General features: G+C 69.5%; 25 protein-coding genes and 1 pseudogene. 16 read left to right on the top strand and 10 right to left on the bottom strand.

Annotation, left to right across the window (positions count from 1 at the left end; all coding sequences use genetic code 11):
• Window positions 1-22: 22 nt before the first annotated feature.
• Genes Amac_RS37160 through Amac_RS37175 form a run of 4 tightly spaced genes read left to right on the top strand, consistent with a single transcriptional unit; the run spans window position 23 to window position 4,537 of the window.
• On the top strand, window positions 23-1,516 hold the full coding sequence (locus Amac_RS37160) for a sugar ABC transporter ATP-binding protein (RefSeq protein WP_155359100.1): 1,494 nt from the start codon (window positions 23-25) through the stop codon (window positions 1,514-1,516).
• A gap of 8 nt (window positions 1,517-1,524) precedes the next feature.
• The gene (locus tag Amac_RS37165; protein WP_155359101.1) at window positions 1,525-2,535 is read left to right on the top strand and encodes an ABC transporter permease; all 1,011 of its coding nucleotides are present in this window, start codon (window positions 1,525-1,527) and stop codon (window positions 2,533-2,535) included.
• Complete coding sequence (locus Amac_RS37170; RefSeq protein ID WP_218041518.1) at window positions 2,532-3,587, top strand: zinc-dependent alcohol dehydrogenase family protein; 1,056 nt, start codon at window positions 2,532-2,534, stop codon at window positions 3,585-3,587. The genes Amac_RS37165 and Amac_RS37170 overlap by 4 nt, the downstream gene beginning before the upstream one ends.
• Window positions 3,587-4,537, top strand: a complete 951-nt coding sequence (locus Amac_RS37175; protein WP_155359102.1) for a DUF4380 domain-containing protein — start codon at window positions 3,587-3,589, stop codon at window positions 4,535-4,537. The genes Amac_RS37170 and Amac_RS37175 overlap by 1 nt, the downstream gene beginning before the upstream one ends.
• On the opposite strand, the gene Amac_RS37180 is transcribed toward Amac_RS37175, so the two are convergent.
• From Amac_RS37180 to Amac_RS37190, 3 genes are read right to left on the bottom strand one after another with little or no spacing between them, the layout of a single operon-like run.
• A complete protein-coding gene (locus Amac_RS37180; RefSeq protein ID WP_155359103.1) occupies window positions 4,506-5,531 on the bottom strand; it encodes an ABC transporter ATP-binding protein in 1,026 nt (341 codons plus the stop codon). The genes Amac_RS37175 and Amac_RS37180 overlap by 32 nt on opposite strands.
• A complete protein-coding gene (locus tag Amac_RS37185) occupies window positions 5,528-7,042 on the bottom strand; it encodes an ABC transporter permease (protein ID WP_155359104.1) in 1,515 nt (504 codons plus the stop codon). Before Amac_RS37185 ends, Amac_RS37180 begins: the two co-directional genes overlap by 4 nt.
• Window positions 7,039-8,073: an iron ABC transporter substrate-binding protein gene (locus Amac_RS37190; RefSeq protein ID WP_155359105.1), complete on the bottom strand. Its 1,035-nt coding sequence runs from the start codon at window positions 8,071-8,073 to the stop codon at window positions 7,039-7,041. The genes Amac_RS37185 and Amac_RS37190 overlap by 4 nt, the downstream gene beginning before the upstream one ends.
• 81 nt (window positions 8,074-8,154) lie before the next feature.
• Here Amac_RS37190 and Amac_RS37195 point away from each other — a divergent pair, with 81 nt between their 5' ends.
• From Amac_RS37195 to Amac_RS37210, 4 genes are all read left to right on the top strand, one after another.
• Complete coding sequence (locus Amac_RS37195; protein ID WP_155359106.1) at window positions 8,155-8,766, top strand: response regulator transcription factor; 612 nt, start codon at window positions 8,155-8,157, stop codon at window positions 8,764-8,766.
• Between the two features lie 2 nt (window positions 8,767-8,768).
• Entirely contained in the window at window positions 8,769-10,073 is a 1,305-nt protein-coding gene (locus Amac_RS56685) for a sensor histidine kinase (protein ID WP_155359107.1), read from the top strand.
• 75 nt (window positions 10,074-10,148) lie between these two features.
• A complete protein-coding gene (locus Amac_RS37205; RefSeq protein ID WP_155359108.1) occupies window positions 10,149-11,186 on the top strand; it encodes a Dyp-type peroxidase in 1,038 nt (345 codons plus the stop codon).
• Window positions 11,186-11,995: a family 1 encapsulin nanocompartment shell protein gene (locus Amac_RS37210; protein ID WP_155359109.1), complete on the top strand. Its 810-nt coding sequence runs from the start codon at window positions 11,186-11,188 to the stop codon at window positions 11,993-11,995. The genes Amac_RS37205 and Amac_RS37210 overlap by 1 nt, the downstream gene beginning before the upstream one ends.
• Here the strand turns inward: Amac_RS37210 and Amac_RS37215 are convergent.
• The 4 genes from Amac_RS37215 to Amac_RS37230 are packed head-to-tail and all read right to left on the bottom strand — an operon-like array spanning window position 11,992 to window position 16,473.
• Window positions 11,992-13,329, bottom strand: a complete 1,338-nt coding sequence (locus Amac_RS37215) for an FAD-dependent oxidoreductase (protein WP_155359110.1) — start codon at window positions 13,327-13,329, stop codon at window positions 11,992-11,994. The genes Amac_RS37210 and Amac_RS37215 overlap by 4 nt on opposite strands.
• 3 nt (window positions 13,330-13,332) lie before the next feature.
• A complete protein-coding gene (locus Amac_RS37220; protein WP_155359111.1) occupies window positions 13,333-14,211 on the bottom strand; it encodes a carbohydrate ABC transporter permease in 879 nt (292 codons plus the stop codon).
• Window positions 14,204-15,121, bottom strand: coding sequence for a carbohydrate ABC transporter permease (locus Amac_RS37225; RefSeq protein WP_155359112.1), 918 nt, complete (start codon window positions 15,119-15,121; stop codon window positions 14,204-14,206). Before Amac_RS37225 ends, Amac_RS37220 begins: the two co-directional genes overlap by 8 nt.
• A gap of 11 nt (window positions 15,122-15,132) precedes the next feature.
• A complete protein-coding gene (locus Amac_RS37230) occupies window positions 15,133-16,473 on the bottom strand; it encodes an ABC transporter substrate-binding protein (protein ID WP_155359113.1) in 1,341 nt (446 codons plus the stop codon).
• Between the two features lie 203 nt (window positions 16,474-16,676).
• Between Amac_RS37230 and Amac_RS37235 the strand changes: the two genes are divergently transcribed.
• The 6 genes and pseudogenes from Amac_RS37235 to Amac_RS58155 form a co-directional block, all read left to right on the top strand.
• Window positions 16,677-17,576 (top strand): dihydrodipicolinate synthase family protein, encoded by a 900-nt coding sequence (locus tag Amac_RS37235; protein ID WP_155359114.1) that lies wholly within the window; start codon window positions 16,677-16,679, stop codon window positions 17,574-17,576.
• 65 nt (window positions 17,577-17,641) lie between these two features.
• Window positions 17,642-18,646 (top strand): LacI family DNA-binding transcriptional regulator, encoded by a 1,005-nt coding sequence (locus Amac_RS37240; protein WP_170322844.1) that lies wholly within the window; start codon window positions 17,642-17,644, stop codon window positions 18,644-18,646.
• A 48-nt stretch (window positions 18,647-18,694) separates the two neighbouring features.
• The gene (locus Amac_RS37245; protein WP_155359116.1) at window positions 18,695-18,877 is read left to right on the top strand and encodes a hypothetical protein; all 183 of its coding nucleotides are present in this window, start codon (window positions 18,695-18,697) and stop codon (window positions 18,875-18,877) included.
• A 7-nt stretch (window positions 18,878-18,884) separates the two neighbouring features.
• Window positions 18,885-19,148 (top strand): dihydroxyacetone kinase subunit DhaK, encoded by a 264-nt coding sequence (locus tag Amac_RS37250; protein ID WP_170322845.1) that lies wholly within the window; start codon window positions 18,885-18,887, stop codon window positions 19,146-19,148.
• A gap of 7 nt (window positions 19,149-19,155) precedes the next feature.
• Window positions 19,156-19,773 (top strand): DAK2 domain-containing protein, encoded by a 618-nt coding sequence (locus tag Amac_RS37255; RefSeq protein WP_155359118.1) that lies wholly within the window; start codon window positions 19,156-19,158, stop codon window positions 19,771-19,773.
• A gap of 433 nt (window positions 19,774-20,206) precedes the next feature.
• Window positions 20,207-20,881, top strand: a pseudogene (locus Amac_RS58155) (MFS transporter); the annotation flags it as partial.
• Between the two features lie 417 nt (window positions 20,882-21,298).
• Here the strand turns inward: Amac_RS58155 and Amac_RS37265 are convergent.
• The 3 genes from Amac_RS37265 to Amac_RS37275 form a co-directional block, all read right to left on the bottom strand.
• Window positions 21,299-23,281 (bottom strand): tetratricopeptide repeat protein, encoded by a 1,983-nt coding sequence (locus Amac_RS37265; protein ID WP_170322846.1) that lies wholly within the window; start codon window positions 23,279-23,281, stop codon window positions 21,299-21,301.
• Window positions 23,278-24,177, bottom strand: coding sequence for an SIR2 family NAD-dependent protein deacylase (locus tag Amac_RS37270; RefSeq protein ID WP_155359121.1), 900 nt, complete (start codon window positions 24,175-24,177; stop codon window positions 23,278-23,280). The genes Amac_RS37265 and Amac_RS37270 overlap by 4 nt, the downstream gene beginning before the upstream one ends.
• 149 nt (window positions 24,178-24,326) lie before the next feature.
• Window positions 24,327-24,476 carry a hypothetical protein gene (locus tag Amac_RS37275; protein ID WP_155359122.1) on the bottom strand — a complete coding sequence of 50 codons (150 nt, stop codon included), beginning with the start codon at window positions 24,474-24,476 and terminating at the stop codon, window positions 24,327-24,329.
• A gap of 154 nt (window positions 24,477-24,630) precedes the next feature.
• On the opposite strand from Amac_RS37275, the gene fxsT reads away from it, so the two are divergent.
• On the top strand, window positions 24,631-25,647 hold the full coding sequence (gene fxsT, locus Amac_RS37280; protein WP_170322847.1) for an FxSxx-COOH system tetratricopeptide repeat protein: 1,017 nt from the start codon (window positions 24,631-24,633) through the stop codon (window positions 25,645-25,647).
• Between the two features lie 52 nt (window positions 25,648-25,699).
• The coding region (locus Amac_RS37285) for a DUF6444 domain-containing protein (protein WP_246268964.1) at window positions 25,700-26,085 on the top strand (386 nt) is incomplete at its 3' end.

The following is a 26,085-nucleotide window of genomic DNA, read 5'->3' on the forward strand; positions in this document are numbered from 1 at the left end:
GATCGCTCCCAGGAAGGCTCCCATGTCGAACACCGACGTCGTCGCGGAGGTGCGCGCCGGCACCAAGCGTTACCCCGGTGTCACCGCTCTCAGTGACGTCGACTTCACGGTGCGACGCGGCGAGGTCCGCGCGCTGCTGGGCAAGAACGGCGCCGGCAAGTCCACCCTGATCAAGGTCCTCTCCGGCGCCGAGCACCTCGACTCCGGCGAGGCGTTCGTCCGGGGGAGGCCGCTGGCGGGCCTCGGGACGCGGGACGTGGCCGGCCTGGGGGTCGCGACCGTCTACCAGGAACTGAGCCTGGTGCCGGACATGACCGTCGCGGAGAACCTGTTCCTGGGGGCCTGGCCCCGGTCCCGCGGCGCGATCGACCTGCGCCGGATGCGCGCCGAGGCGAGGGAGGCGATGGCACGCATCGGCGTCCACCTCGACGTCGACAGCCCCGTCGACTCCCTCGGCTCCGCCGGCCAGCAACTCGTGGAGATCGCCCGCGCCGTCGGCCAGCGGCCCGCCCTGCTCATCCTCGACGAGCCGACCAGCTCCCTCGCCGCCGCCGAGGTCCGGCAGGTGATCGACGCGGTACGGCACGTCGCGGAGCAGGGGGTCGCGGTCATCTACGTCAGCCACCGGATGGACGAGATCCGGCAGGTGGCCGACACCGCCACGGTCGTCCGCGACGGCAGGATCGTGGAGACGTTGCCGGTGGGCACCGCCTCCACCCAGGAAATCGTCACGATGATGCTCGGCACGGCGCCCGACGCCCTGGCGCCAAGGGCCAGACGTCCCAGCGCGGAGCGGCCGGTGCTGTCCGCGCGCGGCCTGGTCAGCGAGAAGCTGCACGGCCTTGACCTCGACGTCCGCCCCGGGGAGATCCTCGGCATCGCCGGGGTGCTCGGCTCCGGCCGTACCGAGGCGCTGCGCGCGCTGGTGGGCCTGGACCGCCCGGACGCCGGTGAGATCCGCCTTCGCGGCGAGGCAGTACGGCCGGGCGCGTTCGCCGCCATGCTCCGCAGGGGCCTGGGCATCACGCCGGAGAACCGGCGGCGCCAGGGGATCGTGCCGCTGCTGGGGGTCGATGAGAACATCGTCATCAGCGACCTGCGGCGGGTGAGCCGCTCCGGCGTGCTGGACCGTCGCGCCGTACGGCGGGCCGCCCAGACGCTCATCGACCGCCTGGCGATCAAGACGGCCCGGCCCGGCACGCCGATCGGCACGCTCAGCGGCGGCAACCAGCAGAAGGCCGTCCTCGCCCGGTGGCTGCACGCGGGCAGCGACGTCCTGCTGCTCGACGAGCCCACCCGCGGCGTTGACGTGGAGGCCAAACGCCAGATCTACCACCAGATGCGCGAGCTGGCGGACGACGGGCGCGCGGTCGTCTTCGTCTCCAGCGAGGTGGAGGAACTGGCCGACATCTGTGACCGCATCGTCGTCCTGCGCGGCGGACGCGCCGTGGCCGAGCTCAGCGGTGACGAGATCGAGCTCAACCGCGTCCTGGCCCTGGCGATCGCTGAGGAATGAGAGAGAACATGAGCACGACCACGCCCACGGGCCCGCCCGTGGCCAGCACGCCCGCCCGCGCCGGGGGCCGGCTGGGACGCAACACCCAACGGCTCAACGAGATCGGGCTCATCGGGGCCATCGTGGTGCTCTTCGTGGTGCTGGCCGCCACGGCGCCGGGCTTCCTGACCGTGACGAACCAGCTGGCCATCCTGCGCGACGCCGCGACGGTCGGCGTCGTGGCGTGGGCGATGACCCTCGTCATCGTGGCCGGCGAGATCGACATCAGCATCGGCCCGGCCGTGGCGTTCTCCTCGGTCCTGCTGGCCAAGGCCTCCGGGGAGTGGCAGGTTCCGTTCGCCCTCGCGGTCCTGCTCTGCCTCGCCGTGGGCCTGCTCCTCGGGGCCGGCGCCGGCTTCCTGCGGGCGCGCTGGGGCATCCCGTCCTTCGTGGCGACCCTCGGCCTGTGGAGCGGCCTGCGCGGGCTGGCGCAGTACATGACCGACGGGCTGCCGGTTCCGCTGGAGCCCAACGGGTTCCTGGACGTGCTGGCCGGCAGCATCGCCGGGATCCCCACCCCCGCCATCATCATGGCGGTCCTGTTCGGCGTGTTCCTTTTCGTGGCGAACCGTACGGCCTACGGCCGCTCGGTCTTCGCCGTCGGCGGCAACGCGGAGGCCGCCCGCCTGGCGGGGATCTCCGTCGCCCGGATCCGGGTGATCCTGTTCGCCACCACTGGACTGCTCGCCGCGGTGAGCGGTCTGCTGCTGGCCGCGCGCCTGGGGTCCGGCAACGGCGGGGCGTCGGTCGGCCTCGAGTTCGACGTGATCGCCGCGGTGGTGATCGGCGGCACCTCCCTCGCCGGCGGCAAGGGGTCCCTGCTCGGCACCCTGCTGGGCGTCGCCTTCATCACCTTCATCGGCAACGGCCTCGTACTCCTCGGAGTCAACGCCTTCTTCCAGGACGTGGTCCGCGGCGTCATCATCGTCGGCGCCGTACTGATCAACGTGCTGCTCTCCCACCGAAAGGGAGCCCCATGACCACCATGCACGGCGTCTTCCTGCCCGGCGACTTCACCGCCGTCCTGCGCGAGGTGGAGGTGCCCACGCCCGGCCCGGGCCAGCTGCTCGTGCGGGTCGGCGCGTCCGGCATCTGCGGCAGCGACCTCTCCTATATCTATCGGGGCCACAAGACCCACGCCGGGCAGGAGGGCGCCGCGTACAAGGGGGTCGTCGCCGGGCACGAGCCCAGCGGGCAGGTCGTCGAGGCGGGGCCGGGTTGCCGGCGTTTCGGGGTCGGCGACCGGGTCATCGTGTACCACATCGCCGGCTGCGGCCGGTGCTCGAACTGCCGGCGCGGATACATGATCAGCTGCAGCGACCCGGATCGCAGGTCCGCGTACGGCTGGCAGCGCGACGGCGGGCACGCCGAGTACATCCTGGTCGAGGAGAGCACGGCCGTGCCCCTGCCGGACGAACTGTCCTACGTGGACGGCGCCCTGATCGCGTGCGGGTTCGGCACCGCGTACGAGGGGCTGCTGCGCACCGGGGCCGGCGGCCGCGACGACCTGCTCGTGGTCGGCCTCGGGCCGGTCGGGCTGGCGGCGGCCATGATCGCCCGGGGCCTGGGGGCGGCCCGGGTGCTCGGCGTCGAGCGCTCGCCCGAGCGTGCCGCGCACGCCCGATCCCTCGGACTGTTCGACGAGGTCCTGATCGCCGGCGACGAGGTCGCCGAAGCCGTGGACGAGGCGACAGCGGGCCGCGGCTGCTCGGTGACCATGGACTGCTCCGGCTCGGCGGCCGGCCGCGCCGTCGCGATCCGGGGCGCGGCGGAGTGGGGCCGGGTCTCCCTGATGGGGGAGGGCGGCCGGCTCGAGACGGAGGTCTCCGACCTGCTGCTGCACCGCCAGCTCACCCTGTACGCCTCCTGGGTCACCTCGCTGCAGTCCATGGAGGAGCTCGCCCATCGTCTGGTTCGCTGGGGCGCGAGCCCGGAGCGGCTGGTGACCGACGTCCTGCCGCTGGAGAAGGCCGACGAGGCGTACCGGCTGGCCGACTCCGGGCGGACCGGCAAGGTCTGCCTGGTCCCCTGATGGCGAACCAGGACACCGAGCCGCTGGTCCGCCTCACCGGCCCGTGGGGGGAGGCGGTCTTCCTGCCGGGACGCGGCGGGCGGATGATCTCCCTGCGCGCCGCGGGCCGGGAGTGGCTGTGGCGCAACCCCGACCTGCTCGACAAGTGGTTCGCGCTCACCCCCGCCGCGCGGCGGCTGCCGGCCCCGACCGGTTTCGGCAGCTGGGCGAACTGGGGCGGGGACAAGACGTGGCCCGCCCCCCAGGGCTGGTCGTCGGCCCAGGAGTGGGCGGGGCCGCCCGACCCGGTGCTGGACGCCGGCGCCTACACCGTGCTGGAGCAGGACGATCAGCGGGTACGGATGCGCAGCGCCGACGATCCCCGCACCGGGCTGGCCATCACCCGCACCATCACCTCGGCCGGCTCCACCCTCGTGGTCGACAGCGAACTGGAGAACGTCACCGATCACCCGGTGCGGTGGGCGGCCTGGACGGTGACACAGTTCGAGACGGAGTCGTTCCAGGAACATGACGATCACCGGTCCGGGCTCTGGATCGGGCTGACCGAGCGGCACCGGGCGCCGGTGACGTTGTTCGCCCCCGACGGCGCGCCGACCCTGGAACGGGTCTCTCCCTCCGCCGGCCGGGTGCCGGTGCGCGACGTGGTCGGGAAGATCGGCATCGGCGGCACGGCCGGCTGGCTGGCCCTGGTGGCCCCCGGCGGGGCCACCCTGACCCAGCGCTTCGACGTGCGGCCCGGCGCCCCCTACCCCGACGCGGGCTCCGAGATCGCCGTGTGGATGCAGTACCCGAAGGAGGAGGACCTGGAGGGGTTGGAGGGCCTGCGGCCAACCGCCCGGCTGGTCGAGGCCGAGACCATGTCGCCCTTGACCCGCCTCGCCCCCGGCGAGGTGCTGCACCACCGAGTGACGTGGTCGGTCATGCGCCAGTGGCCAGGGCGATGCCGGTGAGCCGTACGCCAACTCGTTGCCCCGGCGTCGGCAGCAACTGTCCGGCGACGCGGGCGGTTACCGTCAGGCCCTTCCCGATCTCGACGTCGACCAGCAGGCGCACGAGGCCGTCGTGGCCGCGGAAGTCGATCGCGAGTGTCGTGGCAAGCGGGAGGCCGGGCCTCGGATCGGTGACCACGATCTGCTCGGGACGTACGAGCACGGAACCGGTACCGTGAGCAGACTCTGTCAGGGCGATGGTGCCGAGAGCCGTGACGGCTTTATCGCCGGCCAGCAGCGCAGGGATCGCGGTCAGTTCGCCGACGAAGGCGGCGACCGCGCGGTCGGCCGGTCGGCGGTAGATCTCCTCGGGCAGGCCCGCCTGGACGATCATGCCGTCGCGCAGGACGGCCACCTGCTTGGCGAGTGACAGCGCCTCGCTCAGATCGTGGGTCACCAGCAGGGTCGTGGTGTGGGTGGCCGCCAGCGCCGCCGTGACGGCGCGCCGGGTGTCCACGCGGAGTTCGGCGTCGAGGGCGGAGAAGGGTTCGTCGAGCAGCACGACGTCCGGCCGGGTGGCCAGAGCCCTGGCCAGTGCCACTCGCTGCTGCTCGCCCCCGGAGAGCTGATGGGGGTAGCGGCGCGCGTACCGGCGGTCGAGCGCGACGAGTTCGAGCAGTTCCGCGACGACCTGATCGTCGCGCCTGACGCGTCGCGGCAGTCCGAAAGTGACGTTCCCGGCCACCGTGAGGTGGGGGAACAGGTGCCCCTCCTGCGTCACGTAACCGATACGTCGCCGGTGCGACGGCACGTCGGTGACAGTGCTGCCGGCGATCGTCACGGTCCCCGCGTCGGGCCGGTCGAATCCGGCGATGATGCGCAGGAGCGTCGACTTGCCGCACCCCGAGCGTCCGATCAGCGCCGTCAGCTCTCCACCGGGAGCCGTCAGATCAAGTTCCTTGAGAACCGTCCGCGCGCCGAAAGACTTTGACAGGCCCGCCACCCGCACTGTCATGACTCGGCCATCCTGCTGCGCCGCGTCAGCAGATAGGCCGCAGGTGCCGACACGAGGATCATCAGCAGCGCGTACGGCGCCGCCTGCCCATAGTTGATCGATGTGGAACTGCTCCAGAACTGGGTCGCGAGGGTACGCGTGCCGATGGGAGCCAGCAGCAGCGTCGAGGTCAGCTCAGTGATGACGGCGAGAAACACCAGCGCCGAACCGGCTCCGACTCCTCGGGCGATCAAAGGCAGGGTGACTCGCAGCAAGACCGCGACAGGCCTGACGCCGAGGGAACGGGCGACATCGTCGAACTCCGGCGGCGTCTGCCGCAGCGCGGCTCGCAGGCTCACCATGGCCCGCGGCATGAACAGCACCGCGTACGCCGTGAGCAGCATGGCCGTGCTCTGGTAGAGCGACGGCAGGTACCGCACCGCGATGGTGATCAGCGCGAGCGCGACGACGATGCCGGGAAGCGAATTGCCCAGGTAGGTACTTCGTTCAACGAGCCGGCTCACCCGTCCAGGGCGTCTGATCGACAGCCAGGCCACCGGGAGGGCGAGGGTGGTGGTGACCGCCGCGCCGAGCAGGGCCAGAACGATCGACGTGCTCACCGTCCGCAGCAACTCGTCGGCGGGAAACGCGGTCGAGGTGCTGGTGAGCAGCCAGAACGCGATGCATCCCAGCGGCACGCCCAACGCCCCGGCCGCCAGCAGGACCAGGCCGCCGTACGCCACCGGTGCGGTGTGGCCCAGCCGGTGCGGGAGCGCGCGCCGTGCCGCGCCGGAGCCGACTCGGGCGAGGCGGGCGCGGCCGGTCAGCCCCAGCTCGCAGCCGAGCACCAGCAGGCACAGCAGGACGAGCACCCCGGCCAGCGCGGTGGCCGCGGCTCCGTTGAAAGTGGACTGGTACTGGTCGTAGATCGCGGTGGTGAAGGTGTCGAAGCGCAATGCCTGCAGGGCGCCGAATTCGGCCAGCAGGTGCAGCGCCACCAGCAGCGCGCCGCCGGACATCGCGGGCCGCAACTGCGGCAGGACGATCCGGCCGAAGGTCGGCCAGGTGGTGTTGCCGAGGATCCGCGACTGCTCTTCGAGCGCGGGGTCGAGGCCGCGCAGCATGGCGGCCACCGGGAGGTAGACCAGCGGGTAGTAGGACAGCGTGGTGACGAGCACCGCGGCGCCCAGACCCGCGAACGACGGCGACAGCGAGTACCAGCCGAAGCTGTTCACGAAGGCCGGCACCGCGAGCGGCGCGACCATCAGGGCGGTCCACAACGGACGCCCGCGCAGGGTGGTCCGCTCGACGGCCCAGGCGGCGAGGGTGCCGACGGTCACGCACGCCGCGGTGCCCAGCACGACGAGGAGCACGGTGTTCGTGAGCAGCTCGCCGACGCGGGGCCGCCACAGCAGCCGGGCGGTGTCACCGTCAGCGAGCACGCCGGTGAGCACGTATCCGGCGGGGAGGAGCGTGAGCGCCGCCACGGCGACAGCCGGGACAAGGCGAAGCGCCGTGGGGATGGGGCTCACAGCAGGCCGACCCGCTGCATCTCCTCGATGACCTTCGGGCCGTTGAGCGTGTTGAGATCGACGGGAGGGATGTCCAGCTCCGCCAGCGGCTTCAGCTTCGGATTCGCCGCGACTCCGGTGCCGACGCTGTATTCCAGGGCATCGCTGTCAGCCAGCAGCTTCTGCCCTTCGGGGCCGCTCATGTAGGCGAGGAATCGCTGCGCTTCGGCAGGGTGCTTGCTCGACTTCAGGACGCCGCCGCCGGAGACGCTCAGGAACGCCCCGGCGTCCTTGTTGCCGAAGAACTTGAGCTTGGTGTTCGAACTGCCGGCGCCGCCGTCGGCCTGGTCGCCGTACCAGTAGTAGTGGTAGATGACCCCACCAGGAACCTCGCCCGCGTTGGCCGCCTTCATGATCGTGCTGTTGCCGCGGTAGATCTTGGCGTTGTCCTTGACGCCCTGGAGCCAGGCGGCCGCGGCGGCGTCGCCCTGGACCGCGTAGACGGCGCTGACGATCGCCTGGAAGTCGGCGCCGCTGGGGGAGATGCCGAACCGCCCCTTCCACTCCGGCTTGGCCAGATCCATGATCGACTGGGGGAGCTGGGCGTCGGTCACCTGCGTGCTGTTGTAGACGAACACCGTCGAGCGGGCCGCGACGCCGACCCAGTCGCCCTTGCTGGAGGAGTACTCCGCCGGGACCTGCGCCTTCGTCGCCGCGTCTACGGGCGCGAACAGATCCTTGCTCGACACCAGCGCCATCGCGGGCGAGTTCTCGGTGATGAACACGTCGGCCGGGGAGGCCGCGCCCTCCGCGATGATCTGGTTGGCCAGCTCGAAGTCGCTGCCGTTGCGAACCTCCACTTTGATGCCGGTCTTCGCCGTGAAGGCGTCGGCCCAGGCCTGACCGACCTCCTCGTGCTGCGCGTTGTACAGGACGAGCGCTGCCGTCGAGGGGGCGGCGCTGCTGGCGGGCGTGTCATCGGCGCCGCAGGCAGTGAGGCCGATCGCGGTCGTGACGGCAAGCGCGAGGAGGGTATGTCTGGTGGTGCGCACGCGGTCTCCTGAATCCGATCTCCAAATGCCAAAAGAAGGCTAGCCTTCCCTTAGTTAGGGCTACCTCCCTAAAATTGGGGAGTGCCGTCACTACCCGTCCTGCTGCTCGACGACCACCGGGTGTTCACCGACTCCCTGGCGCTGAGCCTCGACGTCGAGCCTGATCTGCGCTGCGTCGCCACCGCGCACACCGGGCGTGACGGCCTCGCCAAGGCCGCGGCGATCGACTTCGCCGTCGCCGTCGTCGACCTTCAGCTGCCCGACATGGGCGGGCTGCACGTCGTCGCCGAGTTGCGACGGCTGCGTCCCGGGGCGCGGATCGTCGTGCTCACCGCGCACGTGCGAGCCGACCTCGCCGAACGGGCGATCGCCGCCGGCGCGGTGGCGTTCCTGGGCAAGGACGCCCCGCTCATCCGGATACTCGCCGCCATCCGGTCCGCCGACGCCGCGCACCCGATGGTCGACTCGGCGCCCCCGCGCCGGATCCGCCTCACCGATCGCGAGTACGACGTCCTGCGCGAACTCGGCCAAGGGCACGACGCCAGCCGCATCGCCGCGAGACTCGGAATCTCGCTGCACACCACGCGCGCCCACATCAAGGCGGTCATGGCGAAGCTCGGCGTCCACACCCAGCTTGACGCGGTGGTGTCGGCCGACCGGCTCGGTCTGATCACCATCGGCTCGGGATACTGACCGTGTCAGCAAGGCGTCATGTGCTGCGGCGCACGCTCGCCTGGCACGTGCTCCTCGCCGCCGCGATCGCCGTCGTCATCTGCGTGCTCATCACCCTTGGCGTGTGGCGATTCGCCGAAGACGACGCGCACCGGCGGGTGGAGACCGTCGCCCGCCAGGTCGCCGCGACGATGCTCGCGCCGATGATCGAACAGAACTTCCTGCGGCTGGATAGCTTCGGCCGGGGATATCTGCGCAGCCGCGTCGCTCCGTTCCTCAAGTCCGGCACGGTGCAACGGATCAAGGTCTTCAGGCTCGACGGCGAGCTGGCCACGGTGGTGTTCTCCGACGAGCCTCGCGTCGAGGGACTGTCGGGGCGCGTCGACTCCCAACTGGCCACCCGGCTGGACGCCGGCGATGTGCTCGTCCAGCCGGTGCCGAGGGACGCCGCGCATCGCTACGAGGCCAGCCTCCCGGGTAGCCGGCTGGAAGTCTTCTCCGGCTTCCGCGACGCCGGTGGCAACGACATGCGACTCGAGCTCTACCTGCCGGTGGACGTGGCCGGCACCTCGAGGAACGCGGCCTTCGTCCTGCTCCCGACGGTTCTGATCGGCATGCTGCTGCTCACCGCCGCCACCGTCCCGCTGTCGGTGACGCTGGCACGCCGGCTGGAGCGCGACCGTGCGGAACAGCGTGCGGCACGCGAGTACGGCCTCGCCGCCGCCGAACTCGCCCGGAGGGACCTGGCCCAACGACTGCACGACGGGGTCATCCCGGATCTCGCCGGAGTCGGCCTGCTCCTGCAGCGAGCCCAGCTGGGCTGGTCCCGGCATCACGACCTGCTCGACAAAGCGCAGGACCTGCTCGCGGGTGACCTGCGTGAGCTGCGCACGCTGCTGACGGAACTGGTTCCGGCCGACCTCGTCGGCCAGGACTTCGCGGGCTCACTCCATGACCTCGCCTCCCGGATCAGGGAAGGTGAGAGCTCTGGGCAGGGGCCGGCCGTTGACATCTCCGCCGTCGACCACTTGGACGAGCGGCTCGCCGTCGTCCTGTACCGGGTGGCCGGGGAGTTGCTCCGCAACGCGTTCCGGCACGCCCATGCCCGGACCGTGCGCGTCCGCGTCGTCGCGCTGGAGACGGCGATCGAACTGACCGTCACCGACGACGGGATGGGATTCGATCCGCACCGAACCCGCCGCCCGGGCCACGTTGGCCTGCGGCTGGTCCAGCGGGTGATCGATGACCACGGGGGGCAGCTTGTCGTGATCAGCGCGCCGGGCAGGGGGACCGCCGTGACCGTGTCCATGCCGTACGCGTCCGCGTAGGCGGTGAGCGAGTGGGTATGGGTGCATGTGGGATCGGTGGGGTAGTCGTGGTAGCGCTACCAGAGGGGAACGGCGATGGCGGAGCCGCAGGCGGTGCTGAGCCCGCTGACGAGGGCGGCGCTCTTCCTCGTGGTGACGATCGATCCAGGAGGTGAGTCCCGCGTGCGGGCCTTGCTCCCCGAGCTGTCGGGTTTGCAGAGGGCTGTCGGTTTCCGCGCCCAGGAAGGCAGGTTGAGCTGCGTCACCGGGATCGGTTCACAGGCCTGGGACCGGTTGTTCGCCGGGCCGCGCCCCGCCGAGCTGCACCCGTTCCGCGAACTGGCCGGTCCTGTCCACCACGCGGTGGCCACACCCGGTGACCTGCTATTTCACATCCGGGCACAGCGGGCGGACCTGTGTTTCGCGCTGGGGGCGGAGATCATGGACCGGGTGCGGGACGCGGTGACGGTCCGCGATGAGGTGTCGGGTTTCAAGTATTTCGACGTACGAGACCTGCTGGGTTTCGTCGATGGCACGGAGAACCCGGTAGGCCCGGCGGCCGATGCCGCCGTCCTGATCGGCGCGGAGGACCCGCTCTTTGCCGGCGGGAGTTATGTGATCGTGCAGAAGTATGTGCACGATCTGCAGGCGTGGAACGCCCTGCCGGTTGAAGCCCAGGAGATGGTGATCGGCCGCAGGAAGCTGTCCGACGTCGAACTGGACGACACCGTCAAGCCGCCCGACTCCCACGTCGCGCTGACCACCATCGTCGATCCCGACGGCACCGAGCGCCAGATCCTGCGGGACAACATGCCCTTCGGTTCCGTGGGGCGCGGCGAGTTCGGCACGTACTTCATCGGCTACGCCCGTACTCCGGCGGTCACCGAACGGATGCTGGAGCGGATGTTCCTCGGCGATCCACCGGCCAGACATGACCGGATCCTGGATTTTTCCGTCCCCGTGACCGGCACCCTGTTCTTCGTCCCGAGTGCCGACTTCCTCGACGACCCGCCCGACCCGCCCGCCCTCGCGGCCGCGCAACCGGTCGACGCCGCGACGCGCGCGCCATCCGAACCTGACAGGCGGATGCCGAAATCCCTGGGGATCGGGGATCTCAAAGGGAGCGAATTCTGATGGACAACCTGCATCGGGAACTGGCGCCGATCTCCGCGGTCGCCTGGGCCGACCTGGAGAATGAGGCCGGGCGTACCTTCCGGCGCCACGTGGCCGGCCGTCGCATCGTCGATGTCGCCGGCCCGGGAGGGGTTCTGCTGTCGGCGGTCGGCACCGGCCACCTGCAGGCCCTTCATCCTCACTCGGAGGGCATCATCGTCCATGCCCGCCGCTCCCAGCCGATCATCGAACTGCGCGTGCCCTTCACCGTCGACCGGCAGCAGGTCGATGACGTCGAACGCGGGGCGAAGGACGCGGACTGGCAGCCGGTCAAGGACGCCGCCCGCCAGATCGCCTTCGCCGAAGACCGCGCGATCTTCGAAGGATACGCCGAGGCCGGCATCACCGGCCTTCGCGCCGCCTCCGCCAACCCGGCCATCGCGCTCCCGCCCCACGTGCGCGACTATCCCACCGCCATCAGCCAGGCCGTGACCGCGCTGCGCTTGGCCGGCGTCAACGGCCCGTACACGCTGGCCCTCGGCGCCGACGCCTACACCGCCGTCAGCGAGGCCGCCGACCAGGGTTACCCGATCAAGGACCACATCACCGAACTCGTGGACGGCGAGCCCATCTGGGCACCCGCCATCGACGGCGCCTTCCTGCTGTCCACCCGCGGCGGCGACTTCGAACTGCACATCGGCCAGGACGTCTCGATCGGCTACCTCGCGCACGACACCACGAACATCCAGCTGTACTTCCAGGAGACACTGACCTTCCTGGTCTACGCCGGCGAGGCCGCGGTGGCACTGTCGGCACCGGCCGCAAGCTAGCGTGCGCCGATCACCCCGCGCGTGCGGAGGCGGGCCTGCAGCACGGCGGCGTCCAGGCTGCGGGCGTCATGGCCGCCGAGGGCGGTGAGCGCGGCGGCGCAGCCGGCGGCCTCACCGGTAGTGAAGCAGGTGGCGGTGATGCGGGCGGATCCGTTGGCCTCGTGGGTCGTGGACACGCAGCGGCCGCCGGCGAGCAGGTTGGCGAAGTCGCGCGCGACCAGGATGCCGTACGGGATGTCGTAGGCGGCGGCGACCGCGTCGGTATGCGACAGCCCGGGCGAGTGGGCGTCGTGCACGTCGATGGGGAAGGCGCCGAGGCCGACGCTCTGGGCGTGGCGTCGCCCTCCTGCCACGTCCTGGCGGGTCAGCGTGGCCAGGCCGGCGATGCGCCGTGACTCGCGTACGCCGACCCGGTCGGCCACCTCGGCCAGGTAGGCCCGCCGCCCGCCGGGAACGTAGTCGCGGAACCACGACACGGCCTCCATGACCTGCTCGGCCAGGACGAGGTACGCCTCGCCTCGGCGGCGGTCCGGGTCGGCGGCGGTCCGGGTGAGGTTGAGCACCGCCTCGCCCCGGGTGGGCCATCCGGCCAGGTGCAGCTCGGTACGCCGCCAGGACAGGCGGCCGTCCGCATGGCCCTTGGCGAGCAGGTCACCGAAGCCCCACAGATTGACGTGGTCGTCGTCGGGGGAACCGACGCGGCCGCCGCTCCGGAAGTCCCCAGGGTTGGCGGCGGCGTACCGCAGCAGCGGATCGAAGTCCACCCCGCCGACCTTGAGCAGCAGCGAGGTCGGCTGGGTGGCGGCGGCGCCGTCGGTCTGGATCGCGGCTCCGGCGAGGTGAAACACCACGGCGTCGCCGGAGCAGTCGACGACGACGGTCGGCTCGATCGTCGTCCGGCCGGCGCCCGGGGTCTCGGTGCTGACCTCGCGGATCACACCGGCGTCCGCGGCCACGCCGACCACCGGGGTGCTGAGCAGCAGCCGTACCCCGGCCCGGCGCAGCAGGATCGCCTCGCACATGGACAGCTCGGCGTGATTGACCGGGGTGCGGGTCGCGGTGTAAGCGGTGTCATCGGGGATGTGGCCGGGCGAGCCGCCGTACTCCTGGAGCAGGGTGATGATGCGCTGGCCGACGCCGCCGGTCGCCTGGTTTCCGGCCGCGTCGTGGAAGCCCGCGCTGTGCTCCAGGAGCTGGCGGGCCAGCGTCCCGCCGACATGCCCGGTGGCCTCTACCAGCAGCGTGGCGGCGCCGGTCTCGGCCGCGGCGATGGCGGCCGCCACGCCGGCCGAGCCGGCGCCCACGACCAGCACCTGGGGACGGGTGTATGACACGGTTCAGCCTTTCACGCCGCCGGCGGTCAGTCCCTTTTCGAAGTACCGCTGCAGGACGAGGAACAGGACGACCACCGGAACGGTCACCAGGGTGCTCAAGGCCATGATCGCGCCCCAGCGGATGTCGAACGAGGTCACCAGGCCGGCCATGCCGACCGGGGCAGTCATGCTGTCGCCCTGGGAGACCACGCTGGCGAGCAGGAACTCGTCCCAGGACAGGATGAAGGAGAACATCGCGGTCGTGGCCAGCCCGGTGCGCAGGAGCGGCAGGGTGACCCGGATGAAGCTGCCCAGGTAGCCCAGCCCGTCCACCCGAGCGGCCTCCTCCAGTTCCCGCGGCACCGCCTCCACGAAGGATTTCATCAGCCAGGTGGTCAGCGGGAGGGTGACGGTCAGGTGCGCGATGACGATGCCGGCCAGGCCGCCGACCAGGCCGAGCGTGACGAGCACGAGGTAGAGCGGCACCAGCAGCAGGATGGCGGGGAACAAGTACGCCACCCCCAGGCACGCCAGCAGGATCCGGCGGCCGGGGAAGGTGAACCTGGTCACCGCGTAGCCGGCCGCCGTGCCGACGATCAGGGAAACGGTGGTGGTGCACACGGCGACCACCAGACTGTTGGCGAACCAGCGCAGCGCCTCGCTGTCGAACACCTCGGCGTACCACTCGGTTGTCAGCGACGACGGCACCAGCGTGGGGTCCGACCGGAACAACTCGTCGGCGGGCCGGAACGAGCTGAGCACCATCCACAGGACCGGCCCGACCGCGAAGAACACGATCAGCGCGAGCGCGACGACCCGACCGGCCACCGCGAGCACCCTGCCGCCGCTGAGCGGGGTGCGCGCGGCGCCATGGCGGCGGCCCGACATGGTACGGCTAGACATGACGCCACCGGCCGCGGAGCCGTGTCAGGACCCAGACGGTGAGGCCGGCAGTCGTGAGGAGGAGCCCCGTCCCCGAGGCGATCGCCGCCGCGTAGCCGACCCGGAACTCACCCGTCACCACCTTGTAGATGTAGGTGGACAGCGTCTCGCTGGACCCGGCGGGACCGCCGCGAGTCAGCAGCCACACCAGCTCGAAGTACATCAGCGTCCAGATGCCGCGCAGGGCCAGCAGCGCCACCGCGGCGGACTTCAGATTGGGCAGGGTGACGTGGGCGAACTCGTGCCACGGGCCCGCGCCGTCCACCCTGGCCGCCTCGTACTGCGCGCGGTCGATGCCCTGCATCCGGGCCCAGAAGACCAGCATCGCGAAGGGGAAGCCGCGCCAGATGTTGATGAGGATCACGGTCGCGAGCGAGGTGCCCTCCTGGCCGAGTGGGCTCACCCCCGGCTGCAGCGCGCCCCACGACTGCAGGCCAGTGCTGATGATCCCGTAGTGGCCGTCCAGCATCCACTGCCAGACCAGCGCGCTGGCGATGACCGGGATGACGTACGGGATGAGCAGGAACTGCCGGATCCAGCGCATGCCCGGCCAGTCGGCATCGATCAGCAGCGCGGCGGCGAGGCCGAGCCCGAGCTGGCCGGCCAGCGACAGCACCGTCCACAGGACGGTGCGGCCGAGGGTCGACAGCAGCGCCTGATCGCGCGCCAGTGCGCCGAAGTTGTCCAGCCCGACGAACGCCGCGTCGCCGGTCAGCAGATTGATCGAGAACAGCGAGGTGCGGAAGCTCTCGACGAGGGGGTAGCCGAGGATCGCGGCGAACAGCAGCGCGGCGGGCAGGGCGAGTGCGAGCCCTGCCCGCTGCCGTTGCCCGACCGGTCCTCGGGTGAGGAAGGCGGGGGTGGAGACCATGAGTAGGCCAATCAGGACACTTTGGCGAGACGCTTCATCTCGGCGTTGATGTTGTCGAAGGCCTGCTCCGCGGTGATGTTCCCGGCCGCGGCCGACTGGAGTTGGTCGCCGACGAACGTGGTGGCCTCGATTTGGCCGGAGAGCTGGTTGAGCCCGGCCTCCATGCCGTACCGGTACCACTCCGGCAGCGTCTTCTCCCGGATCAGCTTGATCTCGGGGGCGAATCTGCGCACCGTCTCGTTGGCGGTGAAAGTCGCCGACTCGGCCGCGCTGTTGGTGGCCGGCAGCGCGAAGACCGGGCGGGTGTTGACCCGCGCCGCCGCCAGATCGGGCTGCATCATGCACTCCACCAGGGTCTTGGCGGCCTTCTCGCGGTTGGGGTGGCTCTTCCCGATCATGTAGAAGTAGCCGCCGCCGATCGCGCCGCGCGGCTTGGCTCCCGCAATGGGGGCGGGCAGCTGGAAGACGCTGAAGTTGTCGAGCATGCCGGGGTTCTGCTCGGCCGCGAGGCCGACCACGGCGCCGAAGTCCATCGTCATGGCGACCTTGCCCTGGACGAACGCGGTCCGGAAGTCGGTCCAGGTCCAGGTGCGGGACTCGGGCGGAGACGCCGCCCGGTACAGATCGATCATGAACTGGGTGGCCTGCACGGCCTTGCGGCGGTCCCGGTCGAGGGCGTACTCACCCGTCTCGGGGTCGAAGGTGTGCACACCGGCCGCGTAGAGGAACTGGTAGTACGTCTGCGGCGCGACCAAGGCCGCGCCCATCGGCACCGCGAAGCCGCGCACGCCGCCGGCCGGGTCGTCGAGCTTCCTGGCCGCGGCCATCACCTCGTCCCAGCTCTTGGGGATCTCGATCTCCTTGGCCGCGAACAGGTCTTCGCGGTACCAGACCTCCTGGTGCAGCGCCCAGTCGGGCACGGCCCACGCCTTACCGTCCTTGGTGACGGCGTGCAGGAACGAGGGGACGAAGTCGGCGCGGCCATGGGCGTCGATCACATCGTCGACGGGCACGACGTAGCCGCCGGCCTGCGCCGTGGCGACGCCACCCTCGATGGTGTTCATGATGTCGGGGCCGTTCCCCGAGCGGAAGGCCGTGATCATCTTCGGATACATGCTGTCGAACGGCACCGCGTCGAACGACACCGACACGTTCGGCTGCTTGGCGACGCATTGCTCGGCCTGCTTCTTGATGACGTCGGCCTGTGCCTGAACGGTGAGGTTGGTCCAGAAGTTCAGCCGGATCCGGCCGTCGGCTGCGACCTTCCCGCCCGTGCCACTCGTACCCGGAGGGGAACAAGCCGTGATCAGTACCAGGGCCGTGGCCATCGCCCTAGGGGGGTGTCGGGTCATCGTCGTCTCCTCACACCTGGCGGGGCGTTGCCCGTGATGTTAACGGTTACACGATCGGATGGCGGTCGGTGCGTGTCAAGAGATGTCATCAATATGGCTGTTCAAAGCCGTTGTCGACCGTTGACAGGACCGAGAGAGTACGCAAACATCGGGGCATGTATGTAACCGGTAACATCCGGTTGGAGGGTCGAGGAAGGACGCGCATGGCTCAGGCACCGAAGGTCGAGTTGACGGGCATCATTCCGCCGCTCGTGACCCCGTTCGACGCCGCGGAGAACATCGACATCGCGGCGCTGCGCGCCGAGGTGAGATTCCATCTCGCGGCGGGCGTGCACGGCATCTGCGTGACCGGCTCCACCGGAGACGGGCAGATGCTGTCGGTGGAGCAATCCGTGACCGTCGCACGGACGGCCGTGGAGGAGGTGAACGGCGCGGTGCCGGTGATCGCGGGCATCATCCGCGACTCCACGGCCGAGGTCATCCGCTACGGCTCGGCGCTCAAGGGGACCGGCGTCGACGCCCTGCAGGTCACGCCGGTGCACTACCTGTTCCAGCCGGACGAGGAGCGGACCATCGAGTACTACCGGCGCATCACCGAGGCGACCGGCATGCCCGTCGTGGTCTACAACGTCATCCCATACGCCCTGATCCCCGCCCGCACGGTCTACCGCGTCATCCAGGAAGTCGACCTGGTCGTCGGCGTCAAGCAGTCCGGCGGCGACATCCACCAACTGGCCGACCTGCTGAAGGCCTCGCCCAGCGGCGTCGTGCTGACGGCCGTGGACGATCTGCTCTACCCGGCGTACCTGCTGGGCGCCGCCGGCGCAGTCAGCGCGACGCTGACGGTCGTGCCCGGACTCTGCGTCGAGCAGTGGAACGCCGTCGCGGCCGGCGACCACAAGACGGCTCTGGACATCCACAACAAGCTGCTGCCGATCTGGCGCTCCATCGACGGCCCGAACATGACCATGCGGATCAAGGCGGCTCTCGCCATGCTTGGCCGCGACGGCGGCCTCGGCGCCCACCCCCTGACGCCGGCGAGCGAGGCGGAGAAGGCGGCCATCCGGGCCGCTCTGGTGGAGGCGGGACTCCTGCCGCTGTGATTGACTCGCCTGCAGCGAAGTCTGTCGCGCCGACAGGTCCCCAGGTGCCCAAGAGGAGTTCTCCGGTGGCAGGCATTCGAGACGTAGCCCGGCTGGCCGGGGTTTCGACCGCGACCGTGACCCGCGCCCTGCGCGACGAGGCCTCGGTGACGACGGCTACGAAGGCCCGGGTCAAGGCCGCCGCCGCGCGGCTGGGATACGTTCCGAGCGCCGCCGCGCGGGCCCTGTCCCAAGGGCGTTCCAACCTACTGGGCCTGTTCGTGCCCGACATCGTGAACCCGTTCTACGCCCAGGTCGCCCAAGGCTTGGAGGACCGCGCCGCGGAGGCGCGCTACCACTGCGTCATCACCAGCTCGCACCTCAATCCCGAGCGCGAGCGGCACCTGGTGACCTCGTTCCAGGACGGGACGCTGGCCGGGCTGGCCATCACGACCGTCGGCGCCGACGAGGCCTTCACCTCGGCGCTCAAGGGGAAGCGGGCGCCGCTCGTCCTGGTCGACCGGCGGGCGCGGGGCATCGAGGCGCCCCTGGTACGCACCGACAACCGCAAGGCGTCCAGGGAAGCGGTCGGCCGGCTGCTCGCCATGGGCCACACCAGGATCGCGATGATCTCGGGGCCACGTGACTTCGACACCGCCTCCCAGCGGCTGTCCGGGTTTCGCCTGGCCCACCGCGACGCGGGCCGTCCGCTGATCGAGGATCTCGTCCGCCACGGCCACCTCGGCGAAGCCGGCGGATTCACCGCCATGAACGAGCTGCTCGCCATGGCCCCCCGCCCGACCGCGGTGTTCTGCTTCAACAACCTGATCACGGTCGGCGCGCTCAAGGCGATCCGCGCGGCCGGGCTGAAGATCCCCACCGATATCAGCGTCCTGGCCTTCGACGACATGACCCTCTTCCCCCTGGTCGAACCGCCGATCACAGCCATCGCCCAGCCCGCGTACGAGATGGGCAGGGAGGCGGCCGACCTGCTGCTCCGGCAGATCGACGGCGAGACGGCCCTCCCCGACATCGTCCTGCCCGCGACCCTGATCATGCGGGATTCGCTCGCGCCGCCCGCCTTCCCCTGAGCGGCGCCGACACCGCGCGCGGTGCACCGAATCGAAAGAAGCCACGACATGGCGCAGCCCTTCCTCACGTCCAAGGACGACTACGTCGACCGCGCCCTCCAGGGATTCGCGCGGAGCAACGGCGACGTGGTGACGCTCCACACGGACCCCACTTTCATCCGCGCCGTGGCGCCCGACCCGCGCCGCCGGGTCGGCATTGTCTCCGGGGGCGGATCCTGGTGGCACGCATGATGGGGACGTGCTTGCCGCGCTGCCGCCCGGAGATCGGGCGCTGCTGCTGGTGAACGGTCTCGGCGCAACCACCGCGATCGAACTGCACAACGCCTTCGCGATCGCACTCGGCGTGCTCGGTGATCGGCGTGTCGAGCTGGCCGGAAGCCTCGTCGGCACATGGACGCCCGCGCTGGACATGAAGGGCTTCTCGCTCACGGTCACGATGATCGACGAGGGTTGGCGGCGCCTGTGGGACGCCCCCGCCTGGACCGCCGCGCTGAGGAAGTGAGACCGCCATGCTGATGCGTACGTACCTGGCCGCGGCCGAGCGCGCCCACCCTGCGCTGACCCGAATGGATCAGGTGGCCGGCGACGGCGACTTCGGCGACAACCTGCGCGACGCGCTGCGGCTGGCAGTCGGGCGCGTGCCCGGCGACGCCACCCTGCCCGCCGAGTTCGACATCGTCGCGACCTGCTTCCTGGACGAGGTGGGCGGTACCAGCGGCCCGCTGATCGGCCTGCTCCTGCGTGACATCGCGGCGCGGCTGGCCGGGTCCGACGACCTCGACGAGGCGCTGGCGTCCGGGCTGGCCGCGGGCGTCGACACCATCCAGCGGGTCGGCGAGGCACGGGTCGGCGACCGCACCATGCTCGACTGCCTCGTCCCGGCCCTCGACGCCATCGCCGCGGCCGCGCGCCCGGTGGATTGGGTGGCGATCGCCGCGTCGGCGCTGGCGGCCGCCCGGGCCACCGCCGACCTCACGGCCCGCAGCGGTCGGGCCAGCTACGTCGGCGACCGGGCGCTCGGCACCCCGGACGCGGGCGCGATGGGCATCGCACTACTGTTCTGGGCCCTGGCCGCCGACCGCCACCCCGACCGCCGCGACGAACTGCCCGACCCCGGCGAGCTCTGATCTCCCAGGCGGAGGCTGCGGCGGCCGGATTCCCCGAGGCGGCTCGAGGTCGCTGACTCTCGCTACAGCGGAGCTGTGACCCTCCTCAGACGGCTTGTGCCGCTTTTTTGCTATTCGGGCGCTGAAACGTGCAATTACCAGAGGGGCGTACTGGGTAGCAACCCAGTATCCTCAGGCGAACGCGGGAGAGCGCATTTACGGCTGTCCAGTGTCCTAGAAGACTTAATATGATTCCTTTCGCGCCCATGGGCTCGCGGTACAGTAGGAGGTTTCGCGTACGCGACCTGCTGTTTGTGCCGGGCGGTCCAGGTGATGAGCTGGGCCCGATGGAGGAGGGGGCCGGCCGCGGGCCGAAACCGGGAAGGGTGGTCCGCGGGTGGATCGGCAGCAGTCGCTGTTGGGTTTCTGGGTGGGGTTGACCAGCACAACGGCCGTGGCGCGAACGTTGGCTCTGACATATCCCCTCCTGGCTCTCGATCAATCGGGCTCACCCATGGCCGTAGGTTGGGCAAGTTTCATGCTCGCTCTGCCCGGCTTTCTGTTTTATCTCTATTTCGGGGCCCTAATAGATAGAATCGACCCTTCTCGCCTTATGAAATTGGTCGAGGTCATTCGCGCCCTTACACTGCTTCTGGTGGGCCTTCTCCTAGTTTTGGGCTCTCTGCCCCTTTCGATCATCCTGATCGCCGCGTTCGTTGAGGGCACCATGTGGACGGCCTACTCCCTGGCCGAAGCAGCGCTGATCCCGATGGTGCGGGGCGACGGCCTCACCGTATTCCTCGCCTCCAGCGAGCGGAGCACCCAGGTGGGTTCGCTCATCGCCCGGCCGCTCGCCGGATTCCTGTACGGATGGCAGCACGTGGCCCCCTTCCTGATCGCGCCGGTGCTGATCTTCGTGTCGGTCTTGACGGTGCCGAACTCGCGGGTAAGGCGGTTTCCGCGCCGGAACGGGCGCGAACCGCTGTTGGCGTCCATCGGGGAAGGCCTGCGCGAGCTGCGCCGGCACCACTTCCTCATGGTCGCTGTCGCCCTCACCTCGGTGACGAACTTTATGATCAACGCGATGATTATCGTGTTCATCGCCTGGTACGCGCCCCGCCTCGGGGCCACGGAAATCGGCCTGTATCTGATGTGGGGCAGCATCGGAGGCACGCTGGGCACCATTCTGGCCAGGGCGATCCGGCCGGAGAACTGGGTGCTTTACGTGCAGCTCGTCGTGGCGGGCATCGCTATGCTGGCCATCGCCTGGCACCCCAGCCCGCTCTCGTTCGCTGCCGGTCTGCTGCTGACCGGATGGGGCACCGCCACCAACATCGCCATGCGCAGTTATGAGGGCGTCTTCGTGAGGAGGCGCAAGCGAGCCCGGGTCGCCAGCGTCTCGCGCCTGCTCGGGCACACCTCGGTGACCATCGCCGCTCCGATGGGTGGGCTGCTCGTGACGCTCTACGGCGTCGACTGGGCGGCCAACATGCTGGCCTGCGGGTTCGCGGTGGTCGCCGGCTCGTTGGTGGTCTGGATGGCGGCCTCAGGAGCCGGAAGAGCCACGGATGATCCGTTCGGCCGTCCTGGCAAGGTGGGGTGGCAGCGGTGGCGCCTGCGCTCCCAGAGCACGCCGGGCCAGTTCGGCCGCCACGTGAAGATTGCTGGCTTGCTCCTCGACGAGAGCGGTATGAAGCAGCGCCGGACCGTGGCCGTCGGTGGCCGCGTCGAGAGCGGCGATCTCCCGGCGCGCCTTGCCAGGCTCGCCTACCAGGGCCAGGGCATGCGCGTATGCGGCTCTCACCCATGGCTCCCGTATCGGCTGGAGGCGGCCGAAGTCACTCAGCGCTTCTTCTGGGCGGCCCAGGTCGAGCAGGATCTCGGCCCGTGCCCGGAGGGCGGGGAGGGAGTTCCCGTCGTGGTGGAGGACGTTGTTGAGAACGTCGAGGGCCGCCTGCGAGTGACCGCAGTACCACAGGGCCCAGGCCAGCTCGGTGCGGATACCGGCATCGTCGGGGGCGCGCTGTACGGCCGAGGCAAGCTCTGGAATCGCCAGACGGCTTTCGCCGCGGGCCCGGTGGGACCTTCCGACGGCGGCTAGCAGGCGGCCGACCGCTTCGGTCTGTCCGTCGAGCTCGAACAGCGCCGACGCCCGGCGGTAGTGATCGATGGCGGCATCGTAGCGAGCATCGGCGAAGGCGACGTTGCCGAGGAACGACTCGATCTCCGCCCGGAGCCGGGAGGAGACGGAGAGCGCGAGTGCCTTCTCGCCCTCGCGGCGAGCGCGGGCGAAGCCGCCCTCACGGAGCGCGTGCTGCGCGGAGTGCAGGTGTTCTTCCGGGGTCCGCTCGGACAACGTGACGCCGGGCGCACCGTCGTCCTCCCGGATCAGATGGATCAGGCTCTCCTGCGACAGCTCGTACTGGGGGACCGCGCCTTCGGCGAGGCCCTCGCGCGGTGTCAGGATGTGACGGTCGATCAGGGCGGCGATCACCTCGTTGGGCATGCCCGCCGTGTGGGTGTCGCCGCGCTGGACCGAGGTTCGGGTGGAGTCGGCCACGAAGTTCGAGCGGAGCCAGGCGCGCAGTCCGACCGCGTCGCCGTCGAGGTGGTCGCGGGCGGCCTCGGCGATCATTCCGTCGACGAACGACTCCAGCGAACGGCGGACGTTGGCGTACTCGATGATGTGCTCGACCGTGATGTGGGTGACGTCTGGCGGGAGCGAGTACCACAGGCGGGCGCAGACCACCTGGAGCTGAACCGGCTCGATCACCTTCGACTCGGGTGCGTCGTCCCGGACGCCGCTGAGGTCCTGGAGCAGCCGCTGGGCTGCCTCATCAGCATAGGAGTAGCCCGTTCCGGTCAGCGGACCGACGATGGCCCGATGGGCAGCCGCGGATTCGAGCGGGCCCAGCGCGAAGCGTCCCTTGGACATATCGTTGAGGCGTTCGTTCCGGAGGATCATGTTGACCTGATCGTCTCTGATCGAGATCAGCACCCGCAGGTCGAGATCCCGACGGAGGACCTCCACCAACTGGTCGATGAACCACTCCCGGTAGGGCGCGTGCCGCCCGCTCCCGAGGAACAGGTCTTCGGCCTGGTCGATCGCCGCCAGGCGTAACACCGGGTCTCCGTAGGGATCCTGCCGGGACGGGCGGTTTCTGAAGAACTGGCTCAGCGTCAGGCCCGCCAGCCGGGTCGGGCTGTCTTCGGGAGACCACGACGACAACAGCGCGAACACGTGGGGGTTATGTTCGGGCAGCGCGGCCGAAGGGAACACCGAGCTGTAGGACAATCGCCCCAGGGGGAGGACGTCGTTCTGGGACGGGTCGAGCAGTGGCAGAATGCCCGCGTTGAGGAGTGATGTCTTCCCGGCGCCTGAGGGACCGTACAGAACGGTCAACTGGTTGGAGCGCCATAGGTCGCAGACCTCGTAGGCCTCGCGTTCGCGGCCGAAGAACTTGCCGCTGTCCTGCCGCCGAAAAGCCCGCAGGCCCACGTATGGTTCGAGACGATCCCGGCTGGTCACGGCGTGTCCCCCATCCGGTTGCGTAGTTCCGTGAAGAACTCCTTGGTGCCGCCCCAGAACACGGAGATCTGCCATTCGCGGTAGTACCAGGACAGAAGCAATTCCAGATCCCTGACCGTCCATCCGGAGGTGCCGCGGGTGGGGGCGAGCTGAATGCTCACGTGACGGCGCCGGCTGATCCCCGGAATCGATCTGCCCAGCTCTTGGAACAGCGCCCGGAACGACCAGTCCTGGAGGCTGTAACCGACGAACAACAACGGGCGAGTCGTCAGTGCGGCGAGGATCGACGGAGGAAACATGCGACTGTTACCGGCGGTGCGCTCGATCACGAGATTCCGCAGGAACACCATGTAATCGTCCTCGGCCAGGACGAAGGTGGCCGGGTCGCGCATCGCTCCGTGCAGGTGGTAGACCAATGGGCTCGCTGGAGCGGGGTTCCAACCTGCGGCGTCCCCGAACAGCGGGTCCGGGGTGATGGTCTCGCTCCACGGGCACACGGCTGCTCTGGCCGCCTTCCTGCGCGCCGCCAGCGCCTGGACGATGAAGTCGTCGTAGTTGGTGGTCAGGTAGACGGGCAGGTCGAAGGAGGCCAGCATCGCGTGCGGTTCGTTCTCGTCCTTGAAGTCGGGGACGCGGTCGTCTTTCATGAGTTCGTCCCGGACGAGATATTTGACGTGATCGAGATCGCCGTATTTCATCGCCGCGTACTGCGCCACGCGGGGCAGCTCGGTGGAATCGGGGCCGGGATAGTCGTATTTCTCCGCGAGCCTCTCACTGAGCTCACGACCGGACGGGAGCACGCTCAGCGAGGCGCCGGCGCCGACGAAAGGGGTGCAGTGGCCGCTCCTCAACTGGTAGACGAGCCGCTCCCAATCCTCCTCGACCATTTCGCCCATACATGGCTCCACCTCTTCGACCCGACATCCGGTACTGACTGTAGAGCCGGATATGCCGGAGTGGTCGAAGAAATTTTCCCGCGATCTTCGGTTCGATGGGCGAGAGGGTGCGCAGCGTCATCGGTTCACGACCCTCCCGCCGTCGTCGGTCAGATGAAGTTCGTGAACCCGGAACTCGTCGTGGTGGGCTGTTCGACGAAGTATTCCAGCAGCCCACGCAGGGTCGCATAGGGCAGGTCGTCGATCGAGTTCAGAAGTGCCTGCTCGTTCCCCGGAGAATGCCGCTCAGTATCGATCATGTAAGCCCTCGCCTTTCCGTGGCAGCCCATAATGGGAATTACGGTTGGCCGCGTTAGCGGGCCGGGTGCCATTGACGAATGTTGCTGTTTATATGAGTTTTGAACAGGGTCGCGCGCGAAGCAAGTCGTCTCTTCCGGAAGCCGGAGGTCTGTGGTGGCCGAGTCCTCCTCACTGGCGGTTCATTCACCTTCGAACAAACAACCGGAGATCTTCGAGCGAGTTCCGCATCGGAACCGGAACTTCACCGGTCGAGAAAGCCTGCTGCACCAGCTCCGGGAGGGCACCCGCTCGGTGACCGCCGTCATCCCGCTGCCGCAGGCCCTCCAGGGGTACGGCGGCGTCGGAAAGACCCACCTTGCGATCGAGTACGCCCACCGCTACGGCTCCCACTACGACCTGGTCTGGTGGATCCCCGCGGACCAGTACTACCTGGTGCCCTCGGCGCTGGCGGCAATGGCGCCCTATCTCGGACTGGCGCCCGCCTCGATCGTGGGTGTGGAGGAGGCGGCCGAATCCGTGCGCAGGGCGTTGCAGAAGGGTGAGCCGTACAACAACTGGTTGCTGATCTTCGACAACGCTGAGGACTCGCGCATCGAACGCTTCATTCCACGCGGTCCCGGCCACGTGATCATCACCTCCCGCAATCCGAACTGGGACGACCAGTTCCGCTCCCTTGCGGTGGATGTTTTCACCCGTGAAGAGAGCATCGAATTCCTGCGGAAAAGGCTGGGTTCCCGAATCACCCGCGATGAGGCCGACCAGCTGGCCGACAAACTCGGCGACCTGCCGCTGGCCCTGGAACAGGTCGGCGCTCTGCAACGGCGTGGCACGATGTCGATCGACCAGTACATCGAACTGCTGGAGAAGGAGACGAGCCGGCTGCTCGACATCGAACGACCCAAGGATTATCCGCTGACTATGACGGCGGCCTGGCGGGTTTCCGTGTCGCTGCTGGAGGACCGGCTCGCGGTCGCGCTGGACCTGCTGCGGTGCTGTGCCTTCTTCGGACCGGAGCCCATTCCGCTCGACGTGTTCCGCCGCGGGAACAAGGCCAACGCCCCGAGCCTGGCGAAGATCCTGCCCGACCCGATCATGCTCGACAAGACGGTGAAGGGTAAATATTCAGGCTTGGCACGTAGTGTGATGACGGCGCCCTCCCATCCTGTTTGATGTGACGGTCTGTGAAGTTGATCAGTGCGGGCGGATCTGGTGGGATCATCGAGTGTCCGCCCTGGAGGAGATGTCCCGCGATGAGCTGATCGTGCTCGCGCGCGCTCAGCAGGGGCAGATCACGCGGCTGGCCGAGCAGGTGTCGCGGGTCGCGGAACTGGAAGAACAGAGCGCCGAGCTGGCGGCCATGAACACCGAGCTGGCTGAGCGCCTGGCGCGGTTGGAGCGGCTGATCTCGCGTAACAGCGGGAACTCGGGGATGCCGCCCTCCAGCGATGATCAGCCGGGTAAGCCGCCGCCGAAGGACAAACGGGCAGGCCAGAAGATGGGCGGTAAGCGCAAGCCCGGGAAGCAGCCCGGTGCCGAGGGCCGGTATCTGGCCTGGCGCGCCGATCCCGGCGAGGTCGTGCCGCACTTCCCGTACGGGACGTGCGTGTG

The organism is Acrocarpospora macrocephala, assembly GCF_009687865.1.
Taxonomy (GTDB): domain Bacteria; phylum Actinomycetota; class Actinomycetes; order Streptosporangiales; family Streptosporangiaceae; genus Acrocarpospora; species Acrocarpospora macrocephala.